This is a genomic window from Streptomyces sp. NBC_00690, assembly GCF_036226685.1.
GTDB lineage: Bacteria > Actinomycetota > Actinomycetes > Streptomycetales > Streptomycetaceae > Streptomyces.
In genome coordinates this window covers 1,343,282-1,361,258 of the sequence record NZ_CP109009.1, presented here as the reverse complement: position 1 = coordinate 1,361,258, position 17,977 = coordinate 1,343,282, and the positions used below count along the sequence as shown (strand labels likewise).

The following is a 17,977-nucleotide window of genomic DNA, read 5'->3' as shown; positions in this document are numbered from 1 at the left end:
CGGCATCGAGCGCCGCTTTCGCCACCGGGCCGGATACCCGTCGCCCATTTATGGCTACACTGTAGCCATAAATGGAGGCGGAATCCATCCTAAAAGGACATATGGGAGTGATGATGGTCGACGGACAGCTCAACGGCACGCCGATGGACGCCGACGTGGTCGTGGTCGGAGCCGGGCCGGTGGGTCTGGCCCTCGCTCTGGACCTCGCCCGCCGCGGCATCTCTGCACGCGTTCTGGAGCGCGGCCGGGGAACCTTCGAAGGGTCGCGGGCCAAGGGCGTGCAGCCCCGCACCCTGGAGGTGCTCGACGACCTCGGGATCGCCGCCGACGCCAGGGCCGCCGGCGGGCCGTACCCGCCGATGGGCCTGCACATCGGACCCTTCACCAAGACGTGGCAGATGCAGCACCCCGCCCCGGTCGCCGCCGCGACCCCCTACCCGGACATCCTGCTGCTGCCGCAGTACGCCACGACCGCCCTGCTCCACCGCGCCGTTCTGGAACAGGGCGGCACGGTGGAATTCGGTGTCACCGCCGAGCAGTTCGCCCAGGACGAGGAAGCTGCCACCGTCACGACCGGCGCCGGCCGGCTGCTGCGCGCCCGGTTCGTCGTCGGAGCCGACGGCGGCGGCAGCACGGTCCGCAAAGCCATCGGGGCCGCCTTCGAGGGCAGCACCGATGAGGCCGACCGGATGATCATCGCCGATGCCCGCGTCGACGGCCTCTCCCCGGACCGCTGGCACGTCTGGCCCCGCACCGGAGGCCGCACCGTCGCCGCCTGCCCGCTGCCCGGGAGCGACCTGTTCCAACTCATGATCACCATTCGGCCCGACGACCCTGCCGACCTCACCGAGGAGGCCCTGGCCGCCCTGCTGAAGCGCCGGGCCGGACGCTCACTGCTCCTGCACGGCCTGACCTGGGCCTCCGTGTTCCGGCCCAACATCCGCCTGGCCGATCGCTACCGCAACGGCCGCCTGCTCATCGCCGGTGACGCCGCCCACGTCCACACCCCTGCCGGGGCCCAGGGACTCAACACCGGTATCCAGGACGCCTACAACCTCGGCTGGAAACTCCAGCAGGTCCTCGCCGGAGCCCCCGACAGCCTGCTCGACACCTACCAGGGCGAACGCCGCCCGGTCGCCGCCAAGGTCCTGGGCCGCTCCACCGAGCTCTACGCCGGACTCAAGCAGCCCCGCACCCGCGCCCTGACCCGCGGCGACGAGGAACGCCAACTCGGCCTGTCCTACTTCGGCGGCCCCCTGGCCCCCTCCGACACCGCCACCACCGCCGCCCTGCGCACCGGCGACCGCGCCCCCGACGCCCCCCTGCCCACCGGCGGCCGCCTCTTCGACCTCTACCGCGGCCCCCACTTCACCGCCCTCGCCTTCGGCACCCACGCCTCCGAAGCGCTCGCCTCCCTCCACTGGCCCGCCACCGGCGCACCCCTGCACCGCCACACCGTCACGACCGCCACCACCGCGAGCACCCCCGACGAAGCGAGCCTTCTGACCGCCTACGGCATCACCGACGACACGCTCATCCTGGTCCGCCCCGATGGCTACATCGCCCACATCCACCGGCCCGGCACCCCCACGCCCCCCGGAGTCGGCCTCACCGAAACACTCCGCCGGCTCACCCCCGCCCCAGCGGCGGCCTGACCGCGGGGCCGCCGGCGGCAAGATCGCGTCCCCGGCGGCCGCGCGCCCGCTACCGTGGACCGCAACCCACCCCGCGAACCAGGCCCCGCGCACGAAGGACATCGCATGACCAGCACCCCCGCCCCCGGAAGCCCGGCCTGGTGGCTCCGGCGCACCGCACCGACGGCCGCCCCCCGCCGGGGGCGCGGCCGGCCCTCCCTCGACACCGACCACATGGTCGCCACCGCCCTGCGCCTGATCGACGGGCACGGCGTCCAGGCGTTCTCCCTGCGCACCCTCGCCGACGCCCTCGGCTCCAGTACCGCCACCCTCTACCGGCACTTCGCCAACAAGGACGAAATCCTCGCCCTGACCGTCGACCTCGCCCTCGGCGAAGCCGACACCGTCCCTCCAGCCGCTTCCGCCAGCTGGAGGGACGTACTGAGCACCATGGGGCACCAGCTGCGCGCTGTCCTCGCCCGGCACCCCAGTCTTCTGCCCACCCTCATGGACCACGTCCCCGTCGGCCCCAACGCCCTCGCCCAGCGGGAACGCGTCCTCGCCGCCCTGCTCCACCACGGCCTGCCGCCCGCTCTGGCAGCCCGCGCCTTCACCGCCGTCGGCCACTACGTCATCGGCTTCGCCGTCCAGCAGCGCGAATCCGACGGCCCGCCCCTCGCCGACTACTACGGCAAACTCGATCCCACCACCCACCCCGCCATTACCGCCACGGCCGAAAGCCTCACTGCTGTCAACCCCGACGACGAGTTCGCCTTCGGTCTCGACCTTCTCCTCGACGGACTCGCACGACAGGCGGACCGCTGAGCCCGAAAATGCCTTGAGCCCCCTGCGGAACGTCCGTATGTCCGCGCCGCATCCAAGCTGCCCCGCACTGCAAGTCCTCAACAACGGCGACAGCAAGGGGCTCAAGATCCGCTTGAACGGGCACGGAGAGTCTCACAAACGGTCCTTTGTGCGAGCAAGATCAGAAACGGGCCGCCGGACGCCCGCCGATCCCGCATTCGTTCGCAGAGCCCGTTCTCATTCAAAAGCGGGACGGACCCCCTTCTGCGACTTGCATTGTGCGAAATTCCAGGCCCATGGCGGACCCTCAGCAGCCTTCCCCGACCGACCTCGTACAGAAGCCAAGGCCCTAACGACGCGCTGAGTTACTTGTCACTTCGCGGCAGCTTCGGGAGAACAGGGCCGTATCCCGGCGGTCGCCTCCCCGCTCGGGATCTCCCATGGAGCAGGGCCTATGCCGTCTGCCCAGGCCATGAGCGCATCGTGGTCGATGCACACGATGCCGCACTGTTCCGCGTACTCCTGTGCGGGTGCGGTGAACTCGCCGGTGGTCACGACCGCGGCGATCTGTGCCTCGTGCACCGAGAAGCAGGTACCGCCGAAGCGCTGCATGTCCTGCGAGCCGACCTTGTTGGCCGGGCCGTACCTTTTGCACTGGATCACCATGCGCCGGCCGTCGGGCGCGGTGGCCAGCACATCGGCGCCCAGGTCCCCCGCGCCTCCGGTGACCTCGATGTCCACACAACCCGCGCGTTCACACAACTCCCCGATGGCGACCTCGAAGGCGGCGGGGTCCATGGCCGCGAAGTCTGATGGCCCCGCGACCGCCCCGGCCTCGGGCTCGTACGACGAGTTCATCGCGGGTTCCGGCAGTTCATCGATGTCGGCCGCGGAGAACTCCGGCCGTACCGGCAGCGACGGTTCCTCGACCGGGCCGGTACGGGCACGGCGCGGCGATCGTATCCACAGCGCCACCAGGAGGGCGGCTGCGACGAACACCGCGGGCCAGAACATCGCATGTCGCCCCGACGCCTCCCAGATCGCCCTGAGGCTCAATCCGGCCCCGCAGATCAGAACGGCTGCGACGCCGAACGCCAGGACCGTCTGACGCATGCTGAAGGCAGGTCTCCGGCGGGCTGTTCTCGGCCGGCGCGCGGGCATCGTCATCGGTGGCCTCATCTCCCAGTACGGCGTTCCAAGATCGCTCCTGGCTTCGCATCTGCCCCCACCAGCCAGCTTCACGCGGCTGGGGAGCGTCGCCGTACGCAAGGCGCCTGGGTACACCTCGTCGGGGCCCTTTGGCGTGCGCGCCGACCGGCAACCGCCGACTCAAGACCCGGCCCCCCCGGCAAGGGTTGGCACCGGTGTGGGGAGCCCTGATTCGACCAAGGCCCCCCACACCGGGTATTACCTCTCGACCTCAGCAGATGCGCGGCAGTTGCTCGCCCAACGGCAGATCGACGACCCGAGTGCCGCCGAACCCCGTACGGGCGACCACCATTCCCGGATGCTCCGCCACGCACTCACCGATCACCGCGGCACCCGCGCCCAGTGGATGGGCCCGCATGACGGCGAGGACCGCATCAGCCTCCTCGCGCGGCACGAAGGCCACGAGCTTGCCCTCATTGGCGACGTACAACGGATCGAGCCCCAGGATCGCGCAGGCGTTGGCGACTTGAGGGGGCACCGGCACGGCGCGTTCCTCGATGCGGACCCCGACGCCCGCCGCGGTGGCGATCTCATGGAGTGACGCAGCCAAGCCCCCGCGGGTGGGATCACGCAGCACATGGATGTCCGGGGTGACGTCCAGCATGGCCTGGACCAGCCCGCCGAGCGCGGCGCAGTCGCTGGCGATCTCCACGCCGAACTCCAGGCCCTCGCGCACGCTCATGATCGCAATGCCGTGGAGCCCGATCTCACCGCTGACGATCACCACATCGCCCGGTGCCGCCCGCTGCGGTCGAATGTCCACTCCCCGCGGGATCAGTCCGATTCCGGAGGTGTTGATGTAGATGTCGTCCCCATGGCCGGCTTCCACGACCTTCGTGTCACCGGTCACCACCTGGACGTCCGCAGTTCGGGCCGCGTTGCCGAGCGCCTTGGCGACTCGGCCCACCACCTCCGTCTCCACTCCTTCTTCCAGGATGAAGCCGCAGGACAGATAGGCGGCCCGGGCACCGCTCATCGCGAGGTCGTTGACGGTGCCGTTGACCGCGAGGTCGCCGATGCTCCCGCCGGGGAAGAACAGCGGCCTGACCACGTACGAATCGGTGGAGAAGGCCAAGCGGGCATCCCCCAGGGTCAGGACGGCGCTGTCGCCGAGGTCGGCGAGGACCTCGCCGCCGAACGCCGGGATGAAGACGTGCTCCACCAACTCCGCGGACAGGGCGCCGCCTCCGCCGTGCCCCATCACCACCCGCGGGTGGTCCCTCAGCGGCAGGGGACACGTCCAGCCGGCGAAGTCCAGTTCGTCGGGGGCTTGGATGCTAGCCAACGGGGTTCGCCTCCAGACGGGTCGCCGGGCTGCCCAGGCGTCGGTAGAGGTAGTAGGCGGCGCAGGCCCCCTCGCTGGAGACCATGGTGGCCCCGAGCGGTGTGCGAGGTGTGCAGGTCGTGCCGAACACCTCGCACTCATGCGGTTTCAACAGCCCTTGGAGGACTTCGCCGCTGCGGCACTCGGCCGGCTCCAGCGTGGCGATGTCGACGACGTCGAAGCGGTGCTCCGCATCGTGCTCCCGGTAGCGGGGGGAGAGTCGCCAGCCGCTGAGCGGGATCGTGCCGATCCCGCGCCACGCGCGATCGGTGACCTCGAAGACGTCCTCCAACATCACCCGGGCCGCCGGGTTGCCCTCCGACCGCACCGCCCGCGGATAGGCGTTTTCGACCGTGTGCTCACCGCGCTCCAACTGCTTCACCGTGCGCCGGATGCCCTCCAGGATGTCGAGCGGCTCGAAGCCAGTGACGACGATGGGCACCCGATGACGGGCCGCCAACTCGGGGTACTCGCCGATGCCCATCACACTGCACACATGACCGGCGGCCAGGAAGCCCTGCACCCGGCAGTCCGGTGAGGTCATGATGGCCTCGATGGCGGGTGGCACGCGCACATGCGAGACGAGCATGCTGAAGTTGCGGACGCCGTGTCTGCGGGCCTGGTAGACCGCCATCGCATTGGGCGGCGCGGTGGTCTCGAACCCGATCCCGAAGAACACCACCTCGCGGTCCGGGTTCTCCCGGGCGATCCGCAGGGCGTCCAGCGGCGAGTACACCACCCGGACGTCACCGCCCTCGCTGCGCACGCGGAAGAGATCGCGCCCGGTGCCGGGCACGCGCAACATGTCACCGAAGGAGCAGAAGATCACCCCGGGCCGTGACGCGATCTCCAGCGCTTTGTCGATGACCTCCAACGGTGTCACACAGACCGGGCAGCCGGGGCCGTGGATCAGCTCCACGCCCTCGGGCAGCAACTGGTCGATGGCGTGCCGGATGATGGTGTGGGTCTGCCCGCCGCACACCTCCATCAGTGCCCAGGGGCGGGTGACGGTGGCCCTGATGTCCTCCAGCAGACCGCGGGCCAACTCCGGATCCTGGAACTCCTCCAGATACTTCATCGCTCCGCCTCCGACGGTGTCACATCGCCCGCGGCTGCTTCCCACGGGTCGCCGAACTCCTCCTGGAGCAGGCCGAGTTCGGCGAACAGCTCCAGGGTCTTGCGCGCCGACTCCTCATCCAGCCGCTGGAGTGCGAAGCCGACGTGCACAATGGCGTACTCGCCCACCTCCAGGTCCGGCAGGTACTCCAGGCACACGTCCTTCACCACACCGCCGAAATCCACGACGGCCATCCGCGTACCGTCCTGCTCGGCGATCTCGATCACCCTGCCAGGCACCGCCAGGCACATGGGGCTGACTCCTCTCAGTTCGCGGCCCGCGCGGCGACCATCAGCTGGCCGAGCGCCAGTCCACCGTCGTTGGGCGGCACCGACTGGTGCCGCAGCACCGTGAATCCATCCGCCGACAGCCCGCGCACGCAGGCCGACAGCAGAAGGGCGTTGGCGAAGACACCGCCCGTGAGGGCGACCGTCTCCAGACCGTGTTCCTCGCGTGCTCGGGCGCAGAGATCTCCGACCAACTCCGCAACCGCGGTGTGGAACCGGGCTGCCGTCAGACCCACTTCCGCCCCGGCCCGCAGATCGGCCACGAGGTCCACGAGCACCGGTGCTGGATCGGCGATCCACCGTCCAGCTTCGAGCGCCAGGGCGAAGCGATAGCCGTCCGCAGGGCCATGGGCATAGGCCACGCCCTCCCACTCGATCGCCGCCTGCGCCTCGTACTCCGCCCGGTGACAGACGCCCGCGAGGGAGGAGACGGCGTCGAAGAGTCGCCCCATGCTGGAGGTGGGAACACAGGCCGCGCCCGCCGACAACTGCTGTGCCAGCACTCGGCGTTCGTCCTCGGGGCAGGCTTCCACGCAAGCCAGATCCGGGGCCCAGTCGACGCCGGCCGCCCAGAGGTGGGCCAGCGCCATCCGGTACGGACGGGCCACTGCGGCATCCCCGCCGGGAAGCGGCACGTACCGCAGTTGGCCAAAGCGGCGGTGGTCCGCGTAGTCGGCCACGAGCACCTCACCGCCCCAGACCGCGCCGTCGTCCCCGTAGCCGGTGCCGTCGAAGGCGACACCGATCACCGGCCGTGTCCCGTCCAAGCCGTGCTCCGCCATGGCGGCTGCGATGTGAGCGTGATGATGCTGTACGAGCGACACCCGGTCCGCTCCGGCGCGGTGTTGGGCCCGTTTCCCCGAGCGGTAGCCGGGGTGGCGGTCCGCCGCCACACGACGTGGTGTCACACCGGTGACCGCGACGAGATGGTCCACGGCCCGGTCGAAGGCACTGAGCGTGGCCAGGTCGTCCATGTCGCCGATGTGCCCGGACAGCCAGGCGGAGCGCCCCTCGGCCACGGCGAAGGTGTTCTTCAAGTCGCCCCCGACGGCGAGGACCGGCCCGACCGCCAGGGGGAGGGGAACCGCAGTGGGCACGAAGCCGCGTGAACGCCGCAACGGGAGGGGCGCGCCCTCCACGACCCGCACCACCGAGTCGTCGCAGGGCACATGGATGGGGCGGTCATGTGCCAACCAGCCGTCCACCAGGGGCGCAAGCTGTTCCCGCGCTTCGCGGTCATCGGTGACGATCGGCTCGCCGCCACGGTTGGCGCTGGTCATCACCAGCAGCCGCGGTCCGACCGGATCCCCCGGAAGCCCGAAGAGCAGATGGTGCACCGGTGCGTACGGCAGCATCACCCCCAGGTCCGGGCAGCCCGGTGCCACGGCCTCCAGCGCCGCCGCGAGTGTGTTCGGCAGGGGTGCGTTCCGACGGTCACCGTCGGTGCGGCGCCGCAGGAGGACGATCGGCCGTGGTGGGGAGGCCATGAGCGCCCGCTCCACCGGGTCGAAGGCGACGAACGGTTCGAGGTGGCCGAGATCGGCCGTCATCAGGGCGAACGGCTTATCCCCCCGGTTCTTGCGACGGCGCAACCGACGGACCGCCTCGACGTTCTCGGCGTCACACACCAGGTGGTAGCCGCCGATGCCCTTGACGGCCAGCACCGCCCCCGCAGCCAACAGCCGACGGGCCTCGACGAGCGCCGCATCGCCGTCGAGGGTGCTCGCCCCCGGTGCGATCAGCGAGAGCCGGGGGCCGCAGTCATGGCAGGAGATGGGTTGGGCGTGGAAGCGCCGGTCGGAGGGGTCGCGGTACTCCCGGGCGCAGCGTGCGCACATCGGGAAGCCCGCCATGGTGGTGGAGGGACGGTCGTAGGGCAGCGCGGTGACGATGGTGAAGCGCGGACCGCACCCCGTACAGGTGATGAACGGATGCCGGTGGCGTCGGTCGGCGGGGTCGAAGAGTTCGGCCAGGCACTGCGCACAGGTCGCGGTGTCGGGAGGAATCAGACTCCGTCCGCTGCGCTGGGAGGCCAGGGATGGGGCGATCGTGAAGCCCGCGGCACCGGTGGCCGCGACGTTCTCGTGCCGTACGGACACCACCCGGGCCAGGGCCGGTGCATCGGCTGCGACCCGATGGCAGAAGGCTTCCACCGCTTTCGGGTGGCCTTCGACCTCCGCAAGCACTCCCTCGCCGGTATTGGTCACCTGCCCGCAGAGTTCGAGTTCGGAGGCGAGCGTGAAGACGAACGGCCGGAACCCTACGCCTTGGACCTGGCCCTGGACGGTGACCCTGCGGCGCAGCGGGACGACTGGGGGTGCGGGGTGGATCACCACCGATCCACGCTCGGACGCTCACCCCGGTGCGCCTGCGGGAGCGGATCGTGATCGTGCTGGGGAGCCCCGTGGGTGTGCGGCAGTCCATCGTGGATGTGATCGTGGTCGTGCGTGTGCTGGTGTTCCCGGGCCGTCGCGGCGGGTGACGCCGCTCCCGCCGGGGAGTGGATGTGATCGTGCGCCGTCGATGTGCGGGCCATCACCGGCCGGTGCACCTGCGCACCGTTGCGTACGGCCAGTGCCCGTTCCAGCAGCACGCCGACGCCCTGCCCGCTGCGGGCCGAGGTGAAGACCACTTCCACCCCGGGATTGACGCGGGTCACATTCCGTAGGAACGCCTCCTCGTCGAACTCCACCGCGGCGGCGATGTCCGTCTTGGTGACCACCACCAGATGGGCCAGCCCGAACGCGCCGGGGTACTTGAGCGGTTTGTCCTCCCCCTCGGTCACCGATGCCAGCGTCACCCGCAGCGACTCACCGAGGTCATAGGCGGCCGGGCAGACCAGATTGCCCACGTTCTCCACGAACAGCAGTTGGGTGCCCCGGGGCAGCCAGCCCGCGAGATAGCCCCGCAGCATCACCGCTTCCAGATGGCACAGCCCGTCGGTGAGCACCTGTTGCACCGGTACGCCGGCCCGGGCCAGCCGTTCGGCGTCGTTGTCGGTGGCCAGGTCGGCCGTCAGCGCGGCGACCGGCACTCCGCGCTTCTTGGCCAGGGCGAGTTCGGACTCCAACAGCGCCGTCTTCCCGCTGCCGGGGCTGGACAGCAGGTTCACCGCAATGGCGCCCCTGCCCGCGAGCTCCGCCCGCAGAGCATCGGCGCTGGCATCGTTCCTGGCGAGGACTGCCTGCCGGAGATCGGTCGTACGGCACATGGGGTTCGCCTTCCTCGTCGGTTCGCTGGGCGGTTCGCTGGGCAGGGTCGGTGGTGTCCGGGGTCACTGGTGAGCGGGCAACGGACCGTCAGCCCACTGGACGTCGCGGATCTGGAGCTCACGGCCGCTCAACAACTCCGCCCTGGCGCCCTGGCACTGTGGGCAGACCAGGTCAGGCGGCATGCCCGGATGCCATTCGACGTCGCACGGACCACATCTGGCCCGTGCCGGCACGGTCCGGGTCTTCAGGGAGGCGCCCTCCAGCAGGGTCCCCTGGCAGGCCAGCGCAAAGCAGAAGTCCAATGCCGATGGGACCACTCCGGCGAGTTCGCCGACGTCCAGCCGTACGGTCGTCACACCCGTCGCACGCTGGTCGACCGCCACCCGACCCACTTGCTCGACGACGGCCGCCGCGATCGACATCTCATGCATCGGTACGCCTCATTCCACGGCACCACTCCGGGAGCTGGCAGCGGCTCGGACGCACGGCATGACAGCGGCTCCATTGCACTGCCTCACCGTCGCGCAGGGGGGAAGCCACGCCGTAGGGCCAGCCGGGAGCAACCCCGTCGGCAGCATTCGACGCCCTGGCCCACTCGCCGCTGCGAGTGCGCCCCGCGGATCACATCTGGGAGATGCGCAGATACCGCTTGAGGTCCGGCAGGCTCTGCCAGACGATCGCCCCGACCAGGGCCCCGACGGCCCCCAGGAACACGGTCTTCAGCATGTTGTCGCCTTCCTCTCGTACGGTGGGCTCCCCGTCGCCCGGTTGACCTCTGCGTCAAGCACCTGCCGGATCAGGCCCACCGCCTCGTCGACGGCCGCGGACACCGGGGCGCTCAGCCCCATGCCCTCCTCCAACGAGGCCGGCTCGCACCCCACCACCAACACCCGCTCGGGCGGTACGCCGTCCGTACCGGCGCTCAGGGTGTCCAACAGCGCAAGCACCGCGTCCGGCCCCATCCGGTGGCCGTCCAGCGCCGGGGTGTCCAGGGACTCCACCGGACCGGTCCGCGCCTCGATCAGGTACACCGTCCCCGGAGCCCCGCCGCGCGAGGTGGCGTCCACGAGGACCAGGGTCCGGTAGCCGTCGAGGAGTTGATACGCCAGATGGACGCCGCGCACACCGAAGTCGACTGCGTCGACGCCGTCCGGGAGCCCCCCGCCCACCAGGCGTTGCAGGGTCTCCACCCCGAATCCGTCGTCGCCGAGGAAGACGTTGCCCACCCCGGCCACCAGCACCCGGCGCTCGGTCATGACTCCTCCAGCGGGATCACTTCGTCGGGCTGGTAGTAGCGGAACCTGCCCTGCACCCGCCAGAGGTCGGCCCCCGGATCGTCCTCCACCGTCACGGCCAGGTGCACCGATCCGTCCACGTCGTGGAGGACCGCCTCCACCAGGGCGGTGCGCCCCTCCAGGAAGAGATCCTGGGCGTCGGTGCGCCGACGGCCAGGGCCCAATCGGACCCGGCTTCCTGCGCCGATCTGCCGCCCGTCGATGACCACCCGGTCCCGGGCCGGGTCCACGTCCCGGTCGCCCCCGGGATCCCACCAGGGTTGTTCTCCTGCGTCCGACGCCGTTGCGCCGGGGCCGCAGACGTCCCGCATCGCCCGTACGGCTCCGTGCAACCGTTCCAACACCTCGGGCGGCATGGAGTCGGCCAGGTCGATGACGGCCCCGGCGCGGTCATCGGTGCCCCGGGCCTCCCGCTTCTCCTGGTCGGTCAGGGCTGCCGTGCGCAGGGCGAGGATCTCGTCGATCTCGGTGGCGTCGTAGAGCGCACCGGGACTCTCCGGGGCGATGTGCGGATGGTCCTCCAGGATGATCGGCGACGACAGCACCACGTCCGCCCGGTCCGGTGTGCCCGCGAGGACCGGCCAGGTGTGTTCGTTGCGGCATTCGGCCACGGCAGCCTCGGCCCACCGGGGCGGGTCGGTCATCGACAGGAAGGAGCCGTGGTCGAGGGCGAGCACGAGGTGTGCCGAGACCAGGGAGTGCGGTAGGGCCGCCTCCCTGCGGGACTCTCCCGCGCCGTGCCAGCGACTGGTGTTCTCCACCACGGCGGTCAACCGCAGTGCGCTGTAGGGGCCGGGAATCTCCGCGGTGCCCAACCGGAGCACGCCCGAGACCTCCTCGGCGACCCGCACCAGCCGTCCCACCCGTACACCCGACTCGTCGAGCCCCTCCTCGGTGCGCCGCGCGGGCAGCCGGAACGGATGGGTCACCCCGTCCGCGAGTTCGGCCACCGGCACCACCAGCCGGATGCGCTCCTCGGTGCCCTCGTCCCACGGGACGAGCACCCGGTTCGCGCACTCCAGACGCGGGACCGTCTCGTAGCCGCCGTCCTCGGCGACCCGCTGCACGGTCTTGCGCTGGGCGCGCAGGAACCGCAACTCGACCGCGATCCGCGCGCCCCGCCGCGGTTCCATCAGGCACTCCGTCCGCTGATGGGTGTGCTCGGCGCTGTCCTCGCCGTATCCGGGCGGTACGAGGACACCGAACTGCCAGCGCAGTTGGTTCTTGGCCGCCGACGCCCGGTAGGGGTAGAGGACGTACCCCTCGAACAGCACGGCGTCGGCGATCTGTCGTACCGCCTCCAGCCGGGCGTCCCACTCGGCCGGAAGCTCCTGTGCATCGGCGCAGGACTGCACGGTCCCACTGCGCACCTCGGTCACCGCACGCCCTCCCCGGTCGGCACCGCCGTGCGCTCACCGTCATGGCCCGCGGGTTCCACGGCATCGAGCAGGGTGCGTACGGTCGCCTCCCACGAAGGCAGTGCCCTGCCGGTGCGGAAGGCGAGCAGATCGTCCATCAGATCACCGGGCAGCCGCAGCCAACCGCAGCCGGGAAAGTGCTGCTCGATCATCTCCCGCCAGACGCTCACCGGCAGGCCCACCGACGCCTCCTTGTCCCAGGGCACCGGAGTGACCTGGAAGCCGGCCGGACCGCTGAACACCGTCCCCGAGAACAACAGCAGAAGGGGTACGTCGCCTTCGTCGAGCGACCGGAAGTAGCGGGCCGAAGCGATGTCCACGTCATAGGTGCAGGGGACCACCACATCCACCTCGGTCTCCGAGGTGAACCCGGGGACCATCACCGGCACCTGGGCGAACTCGATCGGATTGAGGGTGGTGCCCCAGCGCGAGCGCTCGCCGAACAGATCGGTCAACCGCGCGCCCTCCGCGTCGGAGTAGCCACGACGGGCGGGTTGCAGCCGCAACTGGCACCGCAGCGCCAGTGCATGGACACGCGTCCCCGGATCCGCCGTGATGCGCAGCCGCAGCACCAGCGTGGGACCCGCCGCATGTGGATCGGCCCGCACTCCCGTACAGATGAATCCGAGGTCGGTCATACCGCGACCTCCTTCGGCAGGGGTCTAGCCCGGTCCGCGACCGCGGCGAAGAAGGCGTCGAGTTCCCTGTGGGCCTCGGTACCGCCGTCGAAGCCGCGCCAGTGCAGACGCATCCGTCCCACCAGTTCGTAGCAGATGTCGACGGGCACGAGGAAGCAGTGGTACTCCCCCTGCTCTCCCCGCGGACGACGCAACAACAGGGCCTCCACATCGGGCTCCAGGATGGCGGCCAGGCGGTTGTCGGCGAACACCGACCGCCAGGTCGACTCGTCCAACTCGCTCTCGGTGGCACCGGCCGGACTCGGATAGCACAACACCGGGTGTCCGAGAGCTGTGTTGTGGAGCACGAACGCGGTGCTCACCGGGATGCACAGCGTCGTCCACACGTCCTCGCCCGGCTCCCTGCCGGGGTCGGTCAGATAGCGGTCGGGCACCGCGCGATAGCGCCCGTCCCCGGCACCGGGGCGTTGGAACAGCAGGCTGCACGCCGTACACGCGCACACCAGGGCCCGTTCCTCGGTGTCCGCGAGATGGCGATGGCCCGGTACGAGGGCCACCGCACAGAAGGCGCAGCGCTCCGGCTGCGGTGGTGCCGGAGCACGCAGGGCCCGCAACAGCCGGACACCCGCCCCCTGGCCCTGGTGCCCGCTCATCTTGCCTCCGCCGACGTCGGGGGACGGGTGCCGATCTGGAGCAGCGCGGGGGCGGTTCGCCACACGATCTCGGTCACCTCCGGTGCATGGCAGGCGATCGTGTCCTCCACGTCCGTCGCACCGCTGCCACAACCGCAGCCCGACGCTGCCCGCCGCAGTGTGAGCGTGCCGCTGTCCGGCTGGAAGCCGACGAACTCGATCTCCGACCCGGCCAGGGTCGTCAGTGCCCGGTCGATGCGCGCCCCGACGTCCTCCGGGTGCAGTTCGTGCAGCACCAGCAGGCCGGCCACCGCGGGAGCGTCCAGGAGCGGCGCCAGATCCCGCGCCGGCACGGCCTTCACCAGCGCGGTCAGCCCCTCGTCGTAGAACGCCATCAGCTCGCGGACCAGCGCCTCGCCCGCCTCCTGCGCCCCGCTGCCGGTCAGCCGGTCCAGCGCCTCCTGAACCCGCGCACCCGTTTGGTCCGCTGTCATCCGCCGAGCCCGCTCAGACCGGTGGGCACGTGCATCTGCTGGAGGGTGCGCCCACCGCCCACGTACATGTGCACACCGCAGGGCAGGCAGGGGTCGAAGCTGCGGACGGCGCGCATGATGTCGATGCCCTTGAAGTTCTCCGGGGAGTTCTCCTCGAAGATCGGGGTGTTCTGCACCGCGTCCTCGTACGGTCCCGGAGTGCCGAAGTTGTCCCGGACGCTGGCGTTCCAAGGCGTGGGGGGATACGGGTGATAGTTGGCGATCTTGCCGTCCCGGATCACCATGTGGTGCGACAGGACGCCCCGCACCGCCTCGGTGAAGCCGCAGCCGATGCTCTCGTCCGGCACCTCGAACTTCTCCCAGGTCTGGGTGCGACCGGCGCGCACCTCCGCAAGGGCCTTCTCCGCGAAGTGGAGTGCCGCAGCGGCTGCGTACGCCTGGAAGTAGGTGCGGGCGCGATTGCGCTCCAGCGCATTGCTCCACTTCGGGATCTTCCACTCGAAGGTGGTCTCCGGCTTGGTCATCGACCGAGGCAGGTTGATGACCACGCTGTGGCCGGTCGCCTTGATGTATCCGATGTCGACGAGACCTGACAGGGCGGTGGACCAGAGCCGTGCGATGGGGCCGCCGCCGGTGTCCAGGGCCAGGTGCTCCTTGCCGTCGAACCAGCGGGGGGACATCACCCAGCTGTACTTCTCGTCGAAGTTCCGCTTCTGCGGGGCGGGAATGGTGTGCTGGTTCCACGGGTGCCGGGGGTCGACGGGGTTTCCCAACGGGTCGTGGGTGACGAAGAGGTCCTTGCCCTCCCAGTCCTCGTAGTACGAGCTGCCGAGCAGGATGCGGATACCGAGGTTGATCTCGGTGAGGTCGTTGGTGACCAGTTTGCCGTCGACGACGACGCCCGGGGTGACGAACATCTTCCGTCCCCAGTCCGTCATGTTCTGGTAGGTGAAGTCGCAGTGGTCCGGGTCGTTCAGGCTGCCCCAACACCCCAGCAGCACCCGTCGCCGGCCGACCTCCTCGTACCCGGGCAACGCCTCATAGAAGAAGTCGAAGAGGTCGTCGTGGAGCGGGACGACCTTCTTCATGAACTCCACGTACCGCATCAGGCGGGTGAGGTAGTCGGTGAACAACTGCACGGTGGCCACCGTGCCCACGCCGCCCGGATAGAGGGTGGAGGGGTGCACATGGCGCCCCTCCATCAGACAGAACATCTCCCGGGTGTAGCGGCTGACCTGGAGCGCCTCACGGTAGAACTCGCCCTCGATCGGGTTGAGGGAGCGCATGATGTCGGCGATCGTCCGATATCCATGGTCGCCCGCATGGGGCGCCTTGGTGCGCTCGGCCAGTTCCAGGACTCCGGGATTGGTCTCGCGGACCATCCGCTCGCAGTAGTCGACCCCGACCAGGTTCTCCTGGAAGATGTTGTGATCGAACATGTACTCGGCCGCCTCGCCGAGATTGATGATCCACTCGGCGAGGTGCGGTGGCTTCACCCCGTAGGCCATGTTCTGGGCGTAGACGGAGCACGTGGCGTGGTTGTCGCCGCAGATGCCGCAGATCCGGCTGGTGATGAAGTGGGCGTCGCGTGGGTCCTTGCCCCGCATGAAGACGCTGTAGCCGCGGAAGACCGAGGAGGTGCTGTAGCACTCCGCGACCTTCTTCTGCTTGAAGTCGATCTTCGTGTGGATGCCCAGGCTGCCCACGATCCGCGTGATCGGGTCCCAGGCCATCTCCACCAGGCCACTGCCGTCACCGGCCGCCTTGGTCTTTGCTGCCATCGTGTCTCTCATGCCCTTCTGGGAGCGGTGCTACGTAGCCGGCGGCACCGGTGGGGCCGCGCACTCATCGCGGCGAGCGGTAGCCGGTCGTCAGCTGGCGGCCGGTCCGACGCCACTTGGGTTCCTTGTCGAGCGTCTTCGAGGTGATCGTGCGCAGCCGCCTGATCACCGCTCCGTACGCGGAGCTGGCGTTGCTGGAGATGTGCGATCCGGGCGGGGCGTCCATGAACGGCATGAACTTGTCGGGGAATCCGGGCATGGTGCAGCCGATGCAGATGCCGCCCACGTTGGGACAGCCGCCGATGCCGTTGATCCAGCCGCGCTTGGTGACGTTGCACTTCACCACCGGGCCCCAGCAGCCGAGGCGCACCAGGCACTCGGGCGTGCCGTATTCCGAGGCGAACTGGCCCTGCTCGTAGTAGCCGCCGCGGTCGCAGCCCTCGTGGACGGTCGCGCCGAAGAGCCAGGTGGGGCGGAGCTTGTCGTCGAGCGGGATCATCGGCGCGGAGCCGGCAAGCTGGTACAGCAAATAGGTGAGCGTCTCGGCGAAGTTGTCCGGCTGGATGGGGCAACCCGGTACGCAGACGATCGGCAACCCGGCCTTGGACTTCCAGTCCCAGCCGAGGTAGTCGGGGACGCCCATGGCGCCGGTCGGGTTGCCCGCCATGGCGTGGATGCCGCCGTAGGTGGCGCAGGTGCCGATGGCGACGACCGCGGTCGCCTTGGCGGCGAGCCGGTCGAGCCACTCACTAGTGGTGATGGGCTGACCGGTCTCGGGGTCGTCGCCGAACCCGCACCAGTAGCCCTCGTTCTTGATCTGCTCATTGGGGATGGAACCCTCGACGACCAGGACGAACGGCTCGATCTCGCCGCGTTCCGCCTTGAAGAACCACTCGATGAAGTTGTCCGCTCCCTGCACCGGGCCGCATTCGAAGTCGATCAGCGGCCAGTGCACGGCGACCTTGGGCAGGCCGGGGAGCGCTCCGGTGACGATCTCCTCGATGCTCGGCTGCATCGCCGCGGTCAGGGCCACCGAGTCGCCGTCGCAGCTGAGGCCCGCGTTGATCCAGAGGATGTGCACCGTGTCGGTCTCGGTGCCGGTGGTAGCCGTCCCGTTCATGAAGCCGCCTCCCTAAAAGGAACAAATCATCCGAGATTGCTCACTAAGGTCATAGCACCTCGCCCCGGGCGGTGCTGCTCGGAAGCCCCGGTGCGGTCGCCCGGAAAGCCGTACCGCGGGTGGCGGTCGGTGCGGGGTGGTGGAGGTCTTCGGATGCCGGTGCCGGTGTCGGTGCCGATGTCGGTCGGCGGGGCGCGCTCGGCCGGTGGAGTGGCGACCGGCTGGATAAATCGTACATATGGGCGATAATGAAGGTGGAGGGCGGTCGTGGGGGAGTCCCCTTGGACACGCACTCGCATGGATCTTCTCGAGGGCTCGGACCTGCGGAGGTCAGGCGCCCCAAGGGGTCAGGGGTGCCGCCGCCGCTCCGGTCGAGGTCTGCCCTGAGATGGGGCTCGAAGAAGAATCGTCAGGCGTGCTAGTCTGTTTAAGTTGCAGTTGTGGTTCCCATATATTTCGAGTGGTCGGCGGTTTCGTATTCCGTCGGACACTTTTATACTTCCGGTATCTCCGGACGGGGCAATCATCGCGGCGACGCCGGGTTCCGCACAGTGTGGAATCCCGAGCATGCCCCAAGGAGATTTTGTTATGGCTACTGGCACCGTGAAGTGGTTCAACGCGGAAAAGGGTTTCGGATTCATCGAGCAGGAGGGTGGCGGCCCGGACGTCTTCGCCCACTACTCGAACATCGCGACCTCTGGCTTCCGTGAGCTTCAGGAAGGCCAGAAGGTGAACTTCGATGTCACCCAGGGCCAGAAGGGCCCCCAGGCGGAGAACATCGTTCCCGCCTAAAGCTAAAAAGTGTTAGACGACTGGGGCCCGCACCCGAGGTGCGGGCCCTGGTTCGTTGCCGCATGTGAGGTTCGCCAACGCAGGGCCGGGACCTCATGGCAACTCCCTCACCACGGTGAGTTCTTGACATTCCGGATGCCCTGGTAGCGCTATTACAGCACCAGCACGGCCCGTGTCTTCAGCATTTCGGCTCGTTTCTGCGATTCATTCGGTTTCTTTG

General features: G+C 69.4%; 18 protein-coding genes. 3 read left to right on the top strand and 15 right to left on the bottom strand.

Annotation, left to right across the window (positions count from 1 at the left end):
* Positions 1 to 101 precede the first annotated feature (101 nt).
* Both OID54_RS06015 and OID54_RS06010 read left to right on the top strand, forming a co-directional pair.
* Positions 102 to 1,655: an FAD-dependent oxidoreductase gene (locus OID54_RS06015; RefSeq protein WP_329014997.1), complete on the top strand. Its 1,554-nt coding sequence runs from the start codon at positions 102 to 104 to the stop codon at positions 1,653 to 1,655.
* 105 nt (positions 1,656 to 1,760) lie between these two features.
* Positions 1,761 to 2,459 carry a TetR/AcrR family transcriptional regulator gene (locus OID54_RS06010; RefSeq protein WP_329014994.1) on the top strand — a complete coding sequence of 233 codons (699 nt, stop codon included), beginning with the start codon at positions 1,761 to 1,763 and terminating at the stop codon, positions 2,457 to 2,459.
* Between the two features lie 351 nt (positions 2,460 to 2,810).
* Here the strand turns inward: OID54_RS06010 and OID54_RS06005 are convergent, their stop codons facing one another.
* The 15 genes from OID54_RS06005 to OID54_RS05940 all read right to left on the bottom strand — a co-directional run bounded on the left by OID54_RS06005 (position 2,811) and on the right by OID54_RS05940 (position 16,965).
* Positions 2,811 to 3,551, bottom strand: coding sequence for a restriction endonuclease (locus OID54_RS06005; protein WP_329014991.1), 741 nt, complete (start codon positions 3,549 to 3,551; stop codon positions 2,811 to 2,813).
* 307 nt (positions 3,552 to 3,858) lie between these two features.
* Positions 3,859 to 4,932, bottom strand: coding sequence for a hydrogenase expression/formation protein HypE (hypE, locus tag OID54_RS06000; RefSeq protein WP_329014989.1), 1,074 nt, complete (start codon positions 4,930 to 4,932; stop codon positions 3,859 to 3,861).
* On the bottom strand, positions 4,925 to 6,049 hold the full coding sequence (gene hypD / locus OID54_RS05995; RefSeq protein ID WP_329014987.1) for a hydrogenase formation protein HypD: 1,125 nt from the start codon (positions 6,047 to 6,049) through the stop codon (positions 4,925 to 4,927). The genes hypE and hypD overlap by 8 nt, the downstream gene beginning before the upstream one ends.
* Positions 6,046 to 6,339: a HypC/HybG/HupF family hydrogenase formation chaperone gene (locus tag OID54_RS05990; protein ID WP_329014984.1), complete on the bottom strand. Its 294-nt coding sequence runs from the start codon at positions 6,337 to 6,339 to the stop codon at positions 6,046 to 6,048. Before OID54_RS05990 ends, hypD begins: the two co-directional genes overlap by 4 nt.
* A gap of 14 nt (positions 6,340 to 6,353) precedes the next feature.
* Positions 6,354 to 8,705: a carbamoyltransferase HypF gene (gene hypF, locus OID54_RS05985; RefSeq protein ID WP_443055756.1), complete on the bottom strand. Its 2,352-nt coding sequence runs from the start codon at positions 8,703 to 8,705 to the stop codon at positions 6,354 to 6,356.
* Entirely contained in the window at positions 8,705 to 9,586 is an 882-nt protein-coding gene (gene hypB / locus OID54_RS05980) for a hydrogenase nickel incorporation protein HypB (RefSeq protein WP_329014982.1), read from the bottom strand. The genes hypF and hypB overlap by 1 nt, the downstream gene beginning before the upstream one ends.
* 63 nt (positions 9,587 to 9,649) lie before the next feature.
* On the bottom strand, positions 9,650 to 10,018 hold the full coding sequence (gene hypA, locus OID54_RS05975) for a hydrogenase maturation nickel metallochaperone HypA (protein WP_329014979.1): 369 nt from the start codon (positions 10,016 to 10,018) through the stop codon (positions 9,650 to 9,652).
* 190 nt (positions 10,019 to 10,208) lie between these two features.
* Positions 10,209 to 10,313: a DUF6893 family small protein gene (locus tag OID54_RS39160; protein ID WP_383541596.1), complete on the bottom strand. Its 105-nt coding sequence runs from the start codon at positions 10,311 to 10,313 to the stop codon at positions 10,209 to 10,211.
* Positions 10,307 to 10,843 carry a hydrogenase maturation protease gene (locus OID54_RS05970; RefSeq protein ID WP_329014976.1) on the bottom strand — a complete coding sequence of 179 codons (537 nt, stop codon included), beginning with the start codon at positions 10,841 to 10,843 and terminating at the stop codon, positions 10,307 to 10,309. Before OID54_RS05970 ends, OID54_RS39160 begins: the two co-directional genes overlap by 7 nt.
* Entirely contained in the window at positions 10,840 to 12,261 is a 1,422-nt protein-coding gene (locus OID54_RS05965; RefSeq protein ID WP_443055532.1) for a hypothetical protein, read from the bottom strand. The genes OID54_RS05970 and OID54_RS05965 overlap by 4 nt, the downstream gene beginning before the upstream one ends.
* The gene (locus tag OID54_RS05960) at positions 12,258 to 12,938 is read right to left on the bottom strand and encodes a DUF6084 family protein (RefSeq protein WP_329014974.1); all 681 of its coding nucleotides are present in this window, start codon (positions 12,936 to 12,938) and stop codon (positions 12,258 to 12,260) included. Before OID54_RS05960 ends, OID54_RS05965 begins: the two co-directional genes overlap by 4 nt.
* Positions 12,935 to 13,591 (bottom strand): DUF5947 family protein, encoded by a 657-nt coding sequence (locus tag OID54_RS05955; RefSeq protein WP_329014972.1) that lies wholly within the window; start codon positions 13,589 to 13,591, stop codon positions 12,935 to 12,937. The genes OID54_RS05960 and OID54_RS05955 overlap by 4 nt, the downstream gene beginning before the upstream one ends.
* Complete coding sequence (locus OID54_RS05950; protein ID WP_329014970.1) at positions 13,588 to 14,064, bottom strand: thioredoxin; 477 nt, start codon at positions 14,062 to 14,064, stop codon at positions 13,588 to 13,590. The genes OID54_RS05955 and OID54_RS05950 overlap by 4 nt, the downstream gene beginning before the upstream one ends.
* Positions 14,061 to 15,845, bottom strand: a complete 1,785-nt coding sequence (locus OID54_RS05945) for a nickel-dependent hydrogenase large subunit (RefSeq protein ID WP_329014966.1) — start codon at positions 15,843 to 15,845, stop codon at positions 14,061 to 14,063. The genes OID54_RS05950 and OID54_RS05945 overlap by 4 nt, the downstream gene beginning before the upstream one ends.
* A gap of 64 nt (positions 15,846 to 15,909) precedes the next feature.
* Positions 15,910 to 16,965 carry a hydrogenase expression protein HypE gene (locus tag OID54_RS05940; RefSeq protein ID WP_329014964.1) on the bottom strand — a complete coding sequence of 352 codons (1,056 nt, stop codon included), beginning with the start codon at positions 16,963 to 16,965 and terminating at the stop codon, positions 15,910 to 15,912.
* Between the two features lie 588 nt (positions 16,966 to 17,553).
* Here OID54_RS05940 and OID54_RS05935 point away from each other — a divergent pair.
* Positions 17,554 to 17,757 (top strand): cold-shock protein, encoded by a 204-nt coding sequence (locus tag OID54_RS05935; protein ID WP_142215547.1) that lies wholly within the window; start codon positions 17,554 to 17,556, stop codon positions 17,755 to 17,757.
* The last annotated feature ends 220 nt before the right edge of the window (positions 17,758 to 17,977 follow it).